This window comes from Kineococcus radiotolerans SRS30216 = ATCC BAA-149 (assembly GCF_000017305.1).
Taxonomy (GTDB): Bacteria; Actinomycetota; Actinomycetes; order Actinomycetales; family Kineococcaceae; genus Kineococcus; species Kineococcus radiotolerans.
Genome location: NC_009664.2, coordinates 4,499,042 through 4,511,309, shown reverse-complemented (window position 1 = coordinate 4,511,309; position 12,268 = coordinate 4,499,042). Strand labels below are relative to the sequence as shown.

The following is a 12,268-nucleotide window of genomic DNA, read 5'->3' as shown; positions in this document are numbered from 1 at the left end:
CGCACCGCCCCGAACGCCAGACGTCGCGCAATGGAGCTGAGATGTCCCACCCCCTCAAGACGGCCACGTCCACCTCGACCTCGTTCGCCGACAACGACGCGCTCGCCGAGACGGTGCGCGCCATCGTGGCCGACGTGCGCACCCGCGGTGACGCGGCGGTGCGCGAGCTGTCCACCCGCTTCGACCGGTGGGAGCCCGCCTCCTTCCGCCTCGACGAGGCTCAGGTGCAGGAGATCATCGCCTCCCTGCCCCAGCAGGTCGTCGACGACATCACCACCGTGCAGGCCAACGTCCGCCGCTTCGCCGAAGCCCAGCGGGCATCCATGACCGACATCGAGGTCGAGACCGAGCCGGGAGTCCTCCTCGGCCACCGCCACCTGCCCATCGCGGCCGTCGGGGCCTACATCCCCGGTGGTCGCTACCCCCTCACCGCCTCCGCGCACATGACCATCGTCACCGCCAAGGTCGCCGGCGTACCGCGCGTCGTCGCCTGCACACCGCCCATCCGCGGCGAGATCCCCGCCGCGACCATCGCGGCCATGCACTTCGCCGGCGCCGACGAGATCCACGTCCTCGGCGGGGTGCAGGCGGTCGCGGCCATGGCCATCGGGACCGAGAGCATCGCGCGCGTCGACATGCTCGCCGGCCCCGGCAACGCCTACGTCGCCGAAGCCAAGCGGCAACTCTTCGGGGAGGTCGGCATCGACCTGTTCGCCGGACCCACCGAGGTCCTCGTGGTGGCCGACGAGGCCGCCGACCCGTTCGTCGTGGCCGTGGACCTCCTCTCCCAGGCCGAGCACGGCCCCGACTCCCCGGCGGTGCTCATCACCACGAGCGAGGACGTCGGCCGTCAGGTCATGGCTCACGTCGAGGAGATCCTGCCGGGCATGCCCACGGGCGACATCGCGGGTCCGGCCTGGCGTGACCACGGCCAGGTCATCGTCGCCGACGACCTGGACGAGGCGTACCGCATCGCCGACGACTTCGCGTTCGAGCACGTCCAGATCCTCACCGCCGAACCCCGCCTGGCGTTGGAGAAGATGCACGCCTACGGCGCCCTCTTCCTCGGTGAGGGCACCTGCGTGTCCTACGGGGACAAGGTGATCGGCACCAACCACGTCCTGCCCACCCGTGGCGCCGCGCGCTACACCGGCGGGCTCTGGGTCGGGAAGTACCTGCGCACCGTCACCTACCAGGAGGTCCGCGACGAGGCCGCCTCGGCGCGGCTGGGGACGCTGTGCGGGCGGGCCGCCCGCGTGGAGCTCTTCGAGGGTCACGCCCGTTCCGGTGACGTGCGCGCCGCCAAGTACGCCGACGCCCCGCTGCCCTGGAGCGAGCACTTCCAGACCACCTCCGCCTGAGCAACCCCTCCCCTCCCGCCACCGATCGACGGAGATCCCGCGATGGAGAAGACCGCCCCCACCCCCGAGCAGTTGCGTCGCCGGTCCCTGCAGTCGGGGACCATCGGCGCCATCGTCGAGTGGTACGAGTACACGATCTACGGAACCGCCGCCGCCCTGGTGTTCGGTTCGCTGTTCTTCCCCAACCTTTCCTCCGGGGTGGGCCAGATCGTGTCGCTGGCCTCCTTCGGCGTCGGGTTCCTGGCCCGCCCGCTGGGCGCGGTCGTCGCCGGCCACCTCGGGGACCGCATCGGGCGCAAGTCGACGCTGATCCTCACCTTCTCGGTGATGACCGTCGCGACCGCCGCGATCGGCCTGATGCCGACCTACGCCCAGATCGGCGTAGCGGCTCCACTGCTGCTGTGCGTGCTGCGCCTGGCGCAGGGTTTCGCCGTGGGCGGGGAGTGGGGCGGGGCTGCGATCATCGCGGTCGAGAACGCGCCGCGCCGTCGCCGCGGCTACTTCGGTTCCTGGCCGCAGATCGGCGTCTCCGCCGGACTGCTGCTGGGCACCGCCGCGGTGTCTCTATCGGCATGGCTCTCCGGCGACTCCTTCGAGACCTGGGGCTGGCGGTTGCCGTTCCTGCTGGCGATCGTCCTGGCCGTCGTGGGTCTGGTGATCCGCCTGCGCGCCACCGAGAGCCCCGCTTTCCTGGCGGAGAAGGCGAAGATGGACGCCGAGATGGAGCAGCGCAAGGCACCCGCCGTCGTGCTGTTCCGCGAGCACAAGCGGTCCCTGCTCATCGCGATCTTCGGCCGGTTCGCTGAAGCCGGGAACTACTACCTGTTCACCACCTTCATCCTCTCCTACGTCACGACGACCCTGGGCGCCCCCCGCAGCTACGGCCTCACCGCCTCGATGATCGGTGCAGCCGCCAACATCGCGCTGATCCCCGTCTTCGGTGCGCTCTCAGACCGCATCGGGCGCCCCAAGACCTTCCTCATCGGCGCGGGGATCATCGTGGTCACCACCTGGCCGGTGTTCGCGCTCGTGCAGACAGGTGAGCTGTGGGCGATCACCCTCGGCGTCGTGATCTTCATGGCGCTGGGGCACGCCATGGTCTACGCACCCCTGCCCGCGCTGTACTGCGAGATGTTCCCCACCGCCGTGCGCTACTCCGGCATCTCCATCGGCTACCAGATGGCCTCGATCCTGCTGGCCAGCTTCGCGCCCGCCCTGGCCGCGGCCATGGTCTTGTGGACCGACGGCAGCCTGTGGGCGGTCATCGTCTTCGCCATCGCCTGCACCCTGGTAGCGATCGTGGCGATCTCCTTCGCCCCCGACCGACGCCACCTCGAACTGGACGAGATCGACGTGACGACCCTGCCCGGGGAGCACCCCGCGGCGTCGCTTCGGGAAGCGTCGTGAAAACACCGGACGACGTCGTCGGTGGGCGCACCGCCCTGGTGACCGGGGCGGGCAACGGGCTGGGGCGGGCGATCGCGCTCGCCCTGGCCGGCCACGGCGCCCGCGTGGTCCTCGTCGGGCGCGGGGAGGACACACTGAACGAGACGGCGGCGATGATCGGTCCGAGATCGCGGGTGGCGACGTGCGACGTCTCCGACCCCGACTCGGTGGGCACCCTCGCCCGCGATCTCAGCGGGGAGTCGATCTCCATCCTGATCAACAACGCTGGTATCGCGGGTCCGGTCGCCGACCTGACCGCAGTGCAGCCTCAGGAGTGGGACGAGGTCTTCGCGGTGAACGTCCGCGGGACCTACCTGATGTGCCGGGCGTTCCTCCCGCCCATGCTGGAGCGTGGGTCCGGGGACGTGGTCAACATCGCCTCCGTCAGCGGCAAACGGCCACTTCCGGGACGTACGCCGTACACGGCGTCGAAGATGGCGGTGCTCGGCCTGACGACCACACTGGCGCACGAGGTGGGCCCCCGGGGCGTCATGGTGAACTCCGTCTCCCCCGGCCCCGTGGCCGGACCGCGGATGGAACGCAACTTCGCGCGTGAGGCGGAACGATCCGGCGCGACGCCGGCGCAGGCCGAGGCCGATTTCGTCTCCCGCGCCGCGCTGCGGCGCATGGTGACGGAGGAGGAAGTGGCCACGGCCGCTGTCGCGGTGCTGTGCATGCCCGGCCTGTGCGGCGCTGACATCGATCTCTCGGCAGGCATGATCGCCCGCTGAACACGCGCACGCCACTCCCCCTGGTCCGGAGTCAGCAGGAGCCGATCGTGAGGCGACGGTTGCCGCCGCAGTCGATTGCCCGCCACCTCGTCACCGCCACGTCGACACGAGGAAACTTCTCGCCTTCGTTTGCCTGCCCGTAGCCAGCCCACCCGTCACACAAGCGGTCGATAGGCGGGCAGTCGATCAGCGGGCAGTCGATCAGCGGGCAGTCGATCAGCGGGCAGTCGATCAGCGGGCAGTCGATCAGCGGGCAGTCGATCAGCGGGCAGTCGATCAGCGGGCAGTCGATTGGCCTGGAAGAAGGCCACCTCGAAGTCACCAACTCGGCCAGGTCGGACGTCGAGGACGGCCTGCGCGAGGATCATGGCATTCATCTTCACGGCTTCGCACCGCACCGCTTGAGGCGGGTCGGGCATACGCACGGTCATCGCGCCGTCTACGCAGACCGGAGTCATCAAGCCGCAGCGTGACCAAGGTCAAGGGTGCCCTACTTCCCACGGCGGCGAGACCGTTCGATCAGGACGCCCACCACGACGACGAGGGCCACCAGCACGAACCCCAGCCAACCCGGGATGGACCCGCCATGACCGCCCACTTCATCCTCCCAGGAGTGCTCCAGCCAGCTTGATCGCCCTCCGGCGATCTCACGGTCATCCCGCCCTGGGTGCGCGTCGATGGCTCAGCTTCCCGCGGTGCCTCAGGCTGCTCCGGAAGCAGGTGGCGCACCGTCGAGACTGGTGTGCTTCCTCAACCAGCTCGACCAGTCCTCGTTGTGCTGCCCCAGCTGCCAGAGCACGTCCGCTCGAGCTCGACCGATCTCGTCCTGACAGGACATCACCTGCTCCTGCGCGGCGGCCGCCGCCGTCCGGGCCTTCTCCCCGCGCCACGCTGTCGTGGCCATCAGCTCAGCCTCACGTGCCTGCTCGTGGGCGCGCTCAGCTGCCTCAGCGGCCTCCATCACCCGCACAAGGCGCAGCAGAACCTCGACCGCCAGCGCGTTGCTCACCTGGCCAGTCTGCCGTGCGACCAGGAGAAAGCGGCGACTCCTCAGCCCTCCGCGCTGCGCGTGACGTCACGGCCGTTCCGCGGATAGGGGCGATGTCACGGCCATCCTGCCCGTCCGCGGCCTCGTCGTCATGCCCTGGACGCCTCGATCACTCAGGCCCCAGCCAGATGGCGCAGCCGCCGGCAGAGTCGCGGCCATGGGAGCACCACAGCAGGCACAGTGACCCGCGTGTCACAGCCCCGCCGCGACTCTTCGACGCCCCGCCCCGGGAGAACCCTAGGGCAGCTGCTCCACGTTGCTGTCCTCCTGACCGGCGCCGTGTTGGCCTTCGGGGTGCTAGACGGCATCGGCTGGCCGTTCGAAGCACCGGAGTGGCGCCAGGCGGCGGTGATGGCCGTCGTCAGCGTCCTGGTCGGCGCCCCCTTGAGCACGTGGATCGGCACGGCCGTCACGAGGTGGGTACGGGATCACCTAGTAGTGCTTTGTTAGGTCTTACCAAGGGTGGTCGTCGCGTGGTGCGCTGTCGCGGTGACTCCTGAGGACCTCGAGGGCGTGCGCGAGCAGCTGGAGGACTTCGCCGCGGACGTCTTCGCGCCGCTGACCCGAGCCGATCAGCGAGCCAAAGGCCAAACCTACCTGCGCGGGCTGCTGCTGGACGGAACCCGCAAGTCGATGCAGCCGAAGGCCGAACGCCTCGGGGTGGACCACCAGGACCTGCAGCAGTTCGTGTCCTCCTCGACCTGGGACGTCAGCGCGGTGCGTTCTCGCATCGCAGGCAAGGCGGTAGAGGTGATCGAACCGGTCGCGTGGGTCATCGACGACACTGGCTTCCCCAAGGACGGCAAAGCCTCGCCCGGGTCGCCCGGCAGTACTCCGGAACCCTCGGCAAGGTAGGCAACTGCCAGATCGGCGTCAGCGTCCACGCCGTCACCCACACCGCCTCTTGCCCGCTGGACTGGCAGCTGTTCCTGCCCGGCAGCTAGGATACCGCCGCAGTCGAGAGCACTCTGGACGAGAGCTTGGATGGGGCAGAGACCAACGCAGGCTCGACACCGTGCGGTTGCAGCGCAAACGGGCGGGGATCCCCGACGAGCTGGGTCATCAGCCGAAGTGGCGCCTGGCGCTGGAGATGCTCGACGAACTCGCCGAGTGGGGTCTGTGTCCACCGGTGATCGCCACTGACGCCGGCTACGGCAACAACGCTCACTTCCGCGACGCCCTCACTGAGTGGGGACTGTCCTGGATCGTGCAGGTCGAATCCGACCTGAGTGCGCACCCCGCCGACGCTGTTCCTGAGCTGCGCGAGTACCTCGGCGCCGGCCCGCGCGGCAAGCCGCGCTACCGCGACGCGCCGATGAGTTTGTGCCAGCACGCCCTAACAGCAGGTAGGGAGAACGCGCAGGAGGTCACCTGGCGGGCCGGTTCCCGCGACCAGCTCACCTCGCGGTTCCTCGCAATCCGCATTCGTCCGGCCGGGCGCAAGCACACCGCCCGACTGACCGAGGACGGGTCCCTGCCCGAGCAGTGGCTGATCGCGGACTGGCCGCAGGAAGCGGACGAGCCGGAGGGGGCACCTCCCGCGTGCGGGGGAAAGTACTGGCTCTCCAACCTGCCCGCCGACACCGCCCCGCCCGAACTGGTCCGCCTGGGCAAGATCCGCTGGCGCATCGAGCGCGACTACCGCGAACTCAAGACCGGCCTTGGCCTGGACCACTTCGAGGGCCGCAGCTTTACCGGCTAGCACCGCCACGTCACCCTCGTCACCGCCGCACACCTCTTCTGCACCCTGCTGCGCGCCGACCCGAAAGCGCGTGGCGCAGCTTGAGCACCTACGCCGTGCTGCGCCTGCTCCAGCAGTTGCTGGCCGCCTGGACCGGCACCTGCACCGTCTGCAGACAACCCGTTCGGGACCGACCCCTCGTGCCGACCTAACGAAGTACTATTAGTCGAGTCGGTCGCTAAGCGGACAACGCGAACACGTGTAGCTCCTGCGCCACTCGCTCCAGGAGTCCGGGCACAGGTTCGTGGGATGTGTTCGTCAGCTGCAGCTGACCACGGTAAGTCAGTGCTCCTACCACTTGCTCTCCGCTGATCCCCGTACTCATGGCCAGGGCCCGCAGACTGATCACGGGCAGGAAGTTCACCCCTTCACGATCAATCACATCATTCATTGTGATTTCTTTCAGCTCCACGATCCCAAGGTTGGTGAGCATCGCATCAACCCTGGTCATCGCCAGCATGCCAGCCACCGCCTCGTCGGGGGTACTGGCCAGGTGATCCTCCAACATCTTGGCGGCAGCCAGGACCACAACGGGTCGCCGGGCCACGTTCAACTGGTCGTTGATGGCGCCTGCCAACTCAACCACCCCTCGATCCGCCGCCCCGGCGAAGGAGGTCACCGCGGGCGCAGGACTGATGCACAAGCCGACAGCGTCGCCAAGATTGAATAGTCCCCGCAAATCCGTCGGATGAACAATTCTTGCCGGATCACGCCCGGCCGCCGCCAGCGCGACGCTCAGCGCTGCCCCCAGGGCGCTGTGCACTGTCGTTCCGCGGTCGCGACAGGCGCGGCGCAATTGCTGTGTCGCTTCCACGCTCAACATCAGCGAAGAGACCGAGGGCGGGCTGTTGTCGTAGATGCGCAGGAGGACCGGCGCGCCCGCAGGCGCGGACAGTTCCGACAACTGCCCCTCTGTCGAGTCTTGCTCGAGTTCGTCACGGCCCTCACCCACGGCAGCGAGCAAATCGTCTTGACTAGGAACAACAGCTCTGGCCGGGAGATCCTTCTGAGCCAGAACGGACAACAGGTCCGCCAGGACACGCAGGCCCGAGCGACCGTCGGCGATGCGGTGATCCAGAGTCAGAACAAGCGTGGTGCCGGAGCTACTTTCCTCTACCACCGTTCCAGCAGGCGGCGCGCACAACGTCACGCGCCACAGCGGCCCCGCCTCATGCGTGAACGGGCGGGCCTGTTCCTGAGCAACTACGTCCTCCCAGGTGGCCCCCGCCACGGTGGTGACCGACACCACTGCTCTGCTGTGTTGGTAGTAAGCTTGGTAGCAGCCCTCGACCACGTCGTCGGTGATGGTCGCCGCCAGTAGCGGGTGTACCCGCTGCAGCACGGCAGTCGCGCGACGAACGTCGTCCTCGCCCACGACATACGCCAGGTGAGCGGTCAGGCTGAAGTGAACAGGGTAGCGCTGGGCGTACAGGTGAAAAACCTGCTCGAACGCACCCAAAGGGCGCAGCGGCGCGCCGTCCTGCTGCACCGAGAACCCCGAATGTACATCAGCCGGCTCGGAGGCGGCCAATGAGTCATCACTGACCGAAGCGCGGTATGCGGACGGATCGAATTGGTTCATCTGCTAAAAGCCCCTTCGAGTTCTTGTTGGATAAGGCCATGTCTGATGTGGACTGCGCTGACTGTCCAGACGTCACCAAAGCGTGGATGAGCGGCTGATCGCCCAAATGGTGGCCGCCCATCTGCGGCAGATCGCCCAGCCCTCGATCCCGCCCCAGCAGCAACGTCGGCGAGGAGGCGACACCCAGCACCGCGACGAACGAACGGTGCTGGCCGCGATCGGCTACGTCTTGACCACGGGCAGCACCTGGCTCACCTGCCGGCGGCGTCCTTGGAAGTGTCCAAGGCCACCGCCCACCGTTGCTCCCGCGCCTGGACCGAGGCGGGGCTGTGACCGCGGCTGCACCGGGCCGCACTGAAGCGCCTCGGCGCAAGGGGCCATTGACTTCTCCCGCGTCGTCGTGGACTCCGCCAGCGCCGCGCGAGAAACGGGGCGCGCTGACCGGCGAAGATTTGGCTGACAGAGGTCAAGCAGGCTCGAAGCAGTGCATTCTGACCGATGCTGCAGCCTAGATGTTCTCCTGATCATTCATTGCGACTGCCCTCACGACACGTGAAGGGGACCAGCCCTCTCACTGCACCGCCCCTCCGGCGATGAGCAGGGACTGTCCACTGACCCATCGAGCCAGCGGACTCGCGAGGTACTCCGCGGCATCGGCTGCGTCCTCAGGGGTGCCTCCGCGTCCACCCAAGGGCCGGATCGTGGCGTAACCCGGTGGAACTCATCACCCTCGACGACGTCGGTGAACACCCCAGCGCCGGCTGTCGCCGTCGGCAGGATGGTGTTCACCGTGACATCACGGGCTCCGAGCTCCATGGCCAAGACCCGGACCAGCTGCTGGGCGAATACCTTCGAGGCGGAGTACAGACCCGTACCCGGGTGAGGGCTGACCGTGGTGCTGGAACCGATGTAGATGAGCCGGCCCCCGTAGGCCACGAGCTTCGCACCCCGCTGCAGCGTGAAGAACGCTCCACGCACGTTGACCGCCACCAGGGCGTCGAAGTCCGCATCGGCGACGTCGATCACGGGCTGGCTGATGACTTCGCGCCCGGCGTTGGCGACCACGACGTCGAGGCGACCGTAGTGCTCGAGCGTCGTGGCGAACAACCGGTCCAGGTCAGCGGTCACCGCCACGTCGCCCTGCACCGCGACGGCCCGCCCGCCCGAGGCCTCGATCTGCGCGACCGTGGCGTGGGCCGCGGCGGCGTCGGCGTGGTAGTTCACCACGACCTGCGCTCCCAGGGAGGCGTAGCGCACCGCGATGGCCCGCCCGATCCCGCGCGCGGCCCCGGTGACCAGAGCGGTTTGACCGCTGAGGTCGCTCACGACGCCTTCTCCTGTCCCGCGAGGAGCACATCGGCGGCACTCCTCGGGAAGGACACTCCCGTGAGTGCTTCGGAGATTTCCCAGACGTGGGCGGCGTCGGCGGTGCTGCGCAGGGGTCGGTACAGCTTCTGCTCGCTCGGGCCGCCGCTCAGGTGGCCCGGGCCACGAGGCCCGTACAGCTTGCCTCCCTCGGACTCCTGCGAGGTGGCGGCCATCAGAGCGGGCAGCAGAGCGGTCTCCACCGTCCCGACCAGCCCCCAGCGCGACAAGGTGCGGATGCGGCGGACCTGGGTGGTGTCAGCGGAGCGACCGACCTCGGGGCGGGCGGCGAGCAGGCTGGTGGGGGCGATGCCGGGGTGGGACAGGTTGCTGGTGATGCCCCAGCCCTGAGCGCGGCTGCGGCGCTCCAACTCGAGCCCGAACAGACCGAAAGCGATCATGGAGGAGCTGTAGGCCTTCATGCCGTGGTAGGCGTCGCGCCAGTTCGGGTCCTCGAAGTTCACGCGTCCCGAACGCGCGGCCACGCTGACCTGGGAGGTGACCCGGGCCCGCCCAGCCCGCAGCAGGGGAAGCAGGTGGGCCACCAGGGCGACGTGGCCGAGGTGGTTGGTGCCGAACTGCAACTCGAAGCCGTCGACGGTCGACTGACGCTGCGGCGGGGTCATGACCCCCGCGTTGTTGACGAGCAGATGGATGGCCTTGCCTTCCTCCTGCATCCGGGCCCCGAAGGCGGCGACCGAGGCGAGGGAGGACAGGTCAAGATCGGCCATCACCACCCGTGCGCCGGGCACCGCTCGGCGGATCGCCGCCAGCGCAGCCCGGCCCTTGACCTGATTGCGAACCGGGAGGGTGAGGTCCGCACCGGCGGCGGCCAGCCGGGTGGCCAGAGCCAGGCCCACGCCATCACTGGCACCGGTGACCACGGCGTGGCGACCGACGAGGGCGGGAACATTGATGTCGGGACGGGTACGAGGCATTGTCTGCTCCAGGTGGTGATGCTTCTCCGGACGCTCGTCCGGTGAAAACGACACTGCCCGTCCCGCCGACGGGCTGCCACGGCCTGTCAGTCCGTGGATACCCAGGACCCCCGGGCCATACCTGACGCATCTTCACCTCAGCCACATCAACAGTGAGGCCGGCACCAGCCTCGCGCAGTGGTGACGGGTGCACTCGTCGCAGCAGGTGGCGAAAGCACGCCCCCGCCCCAGGTGGTTGAGGGCCCACTCCACGACACAGCGTCGACGCAGCGCCGACGCAGCGCCGATGGTGGACATCTGCCTTGAGGAGGTGGGGCGAGACGCCATGGAACCTGGAGCCAACGCATGGGCTGCCCTGAGGAGGCAGCCGATGCCGCGGGATGTCTCGCGACTCTCCCGGCTCGACGGATCTGCGGATAGTTCCTGCTCATCGCCTCGCCGCCGATGCGAACCCCGTCGCAGTGGCTGGGGGCACCTCCCGCTCGCGGGAGAACGGGTGCCGGTCCTCTTCAAGCAGGGTCAGCCATGAACATCCCCGAGCGCGACGTCGCCGCCTTCTGCCCTGGTTCACTTGCGACCAGGGACGACCGGGGCTGGCCCGCGCTTCCCGCACCTCGTCGTCCACGACGAAGGAGGCGCGAGAGGCGAGTGAGGTGACGGCCCACCGGCTGCTTCGGCAAGATCACCTGCTGGCGCTCGACAGCGCCCACACAGGAGGTCAGGTGCCTGCGCCCCTCACGATGTGGGCTGGAGCAGCTCCAGCGTCCTGCGCACCGCGGCGTCGGCCTCGAGCGGTAAGCGCCGCCCCAGACCACAAGACGTCGCCACGTCGACCGTGCGGTCGAGAGTGTCTTCGACCAGCTGCAACACTTGGATCTGGTCAGTGAGCGTTTGCTCCTCATGGGCGAGACCAGCGATCAACTCCGTCTCCACCGGCATCGTCTCCCTCAACCCATGCAGCGGCGCGTAGAACCCCGGATCCAGCGGCGGTGGCCGGTTCCCACCCGACATGGGCAGATGCACGAAGTCCAGCCTGCGTCCACGCGGCCACCCCCGGACCAGCGCGTTCGTCAGATGCACCAGTGGAGCCGTGTCCGGCAGTTGCCGCAGCGCTCGATGACCCAGGTCCCCCAGGCACAGGTGCACCCCGAACCGGGCCCCCGCTGGCGCCTCCGCCACCTGCCGCAGTACCGAGCGCGCCACCACCCGCGCCGCCACCGGTTGCACCGGCCCCGGAGCTGCCGCCACCGCGACCAGCTCGACGGGCATCTCCAGCTGGAACACCACCGCCGGCCCAGCTTGAGCGATGAGCGCAGCGATGTCTTGGCCGAGGCGACGGCGAAAGACCGGGGCCAGGCGCAGGGCGGCGACCGGACCGAAGCTGAATAACGCCATGTCGAAGTTGCCCGGGACCCCGACCTGCAGGGGCGTGTCCTCGGTGGCGGGGTGGCCCAGGTCGGACAGCACGCGCAACTCCTCCGCGCCGTACTGGGCCACCCGCAGGTCCAGGTGCCGTGGTTCCAGCCGCCGCCCGCGCCGCACGGCGAAGCGGTCCACGTCGTCGTAGCGGGTCCAGCCGCCCGACCGCACCCGACGCACGACCGGTTCGCGAGCCAGGCGCTGCACGACGGGAACGATCCAGATCGCCCGCTCCCCCGTCTCCCCGCCGCTGAGGCGGCGCACCTGCCCCTGCAGGTCGTTCAACTGCCAGGACAAGGCCGCACCCGGCTCGTCGAACTGCGGCAGGGTGCCGACCAGGTGCATGCGCCGCTGCCCAGTGGGCGAAGGTGGGATTGGCTTGGTCGTGGTCTCTTCCACCGTGGCAGTGTGCCCCACCAGCCCCACCGGGAGAAGAGCCCACGACAGACCCGACGCGGCACCGCACCAGCGCGGCGCCTCCTCCCAGGCCCCCAGTCCCAGCCCAGGCGCAAGCACCGATACGTTGCGATTAGCACCGGCGGCGCCGTCAGCTCGTGCCAGGTGCACTGACACCGGGCAAGTATGAGACGCCCCTCCAAGCCGCTCACGCGACCTGACCGCCCCCACCCACCAGGGT

At 68.9% G+C, this 12,268-nt stretch carries 9 protein-coding genes and 1 pseudogene; 4 read left to right on the top strand and 6 right to left on the bottom strand.

Annotated elements, in window-relative coordinates; translation table 11 throughout:
• The first annotated feature begins 41 nt into the window (after positions 1–41).
• From hisD to KRAD_RS21500, 3 genes are read left to right on the top strand one after another with little or no spacing between them, the layout of a single operon-like run.
• Positions 42–1,361, top strand: coding sequence for a histidinol dehydrogenase (hisD, locus tag KRAD_RS21510; RefSeq protein ID WP_012087811.1), 1,320 nt, complete (start codon positions 42–44; stop codon positions 1,359–1,361).
• A 42-nt stretch (positions 1,362–1,403) separates the two neighbouring features.
• A complete protein-coding gene (locus KRAD_RS21505) occupies positions 1,404–2,768 on the top strand; it encodes an MFS transporter (protein ID WP_012087810.1) in 1,365 nt (454 codons plus the stop codon).
• Positions 2,765–3,538, top strand: a complete 774-nt coding sequence (locus tag KRAD_RS21500) for an SDR family NAD(P)-dependent oxidoreductase (protein WP_012087809.1) — start codon at positions 2,765–2,767, stop codon at positions 3,536–3,538. The genes KRAD_RS21505 and KRAD_RS21500 overlap by 4 nt, the downstream gene beginning before the upstream one ends.
• 31 nt (positions 3,539–3,569) lie before the next feature.
• On the opposite strand, the gene KRAD_RS21495 is transcribed toward KRAD_RS21500, so the two are convergent.
• Positions 3,570–3,860 (bottom strand): hypothetical protein, encoded by a 291-nt coding sequence (locus tag KRAD_RS21495; protein ID WP_041292328.1) that lies wholly within the window; start codon positions 3,858–3,860, stop codon positions 3,570–3,572.
• A gap of 378 nt (positions 3,861–4,238) precedes the next feature.
• Complete coding sequence (locus tag KRAD_RS21490; protein WP_041292327.1) at positions 4,239–4,547, bottom strand: hypothetical protein; 309 nt, start codon at positions 4,545–4,547, stop codon at positions 4,239–4,241.
• 528 nt (positions 4,548–5,075) lie between these two features.
• Here KRAD_RS21490 and KRAD_RS21480 point away from each other — a divergent pair.
• Positions 5,076–6,372, top strand: a pseudogene (locus KRAD_RS21480) (IS701 family transposase).
• A gap of 133 nt (positions 6,373–6,505) precedes the next feature.
• On the opposite strand, the gene KRAD_RS21475 reads toward KRAD_RS21480, so the two are convergent.
• The 4 genes from KRAD_RS21475 to KRAD_RS21460 all read right to left on the bottom strand — a co-directional run bounded on the left by KRAD_RS21475 (position 6,506) and on the right by KRAD_RS21460 (position 12,030).
• Positions 6,506–7,909, bottom strand: a complete 1,404-nt coding sequence (locus KRAD_RS21475; RefSeq protein ID WP_157873694.1) for a hypothetical protein — start codon at positions 7,907–7,909, stop codon at positions 6,506–6,508.
• 543 nt (positions 7,910–8,452) lie between these two features.
• Entirely contained in the window at positions 8,453–9,235 is a 783-nt protein-coding gene (locus KRAD_RS21470) for an SDR family NAD(P)-dependent oxidoreductase (protein ID WP_012087804.1), read from the bottom strand.
• Positions 9,232–10,212, bottom strand: a complete 981-nt coding sequence (locus KRAD_RS21465; protein WP_012087803.1) for an SDR family oxidoreductase — start codon at positions 10,210–10,212, stop codon at positions 9,232–9,234. Before KRAD_RS21465 ends, KRAD_RS21470 begins: the two co-directional genes overlap by 4 nt.
• A gap of 735 nt (positions 10,213–10,947) precedes the next feature.
• Positions 10,948–12,030: a hypothetical protein gene (locus tag KRAD_RS21460; RefSeq protein ID WP_012087793.1), complete on the bottom strand. Its 1,083-nt coding sequence runs from the start codon at positions 12,028–12,030 to the stop codon at positions 10,948–10,950.
• Between the last annotated feature and the right edge of the window lie 238 nt (positions 12,031–12,268).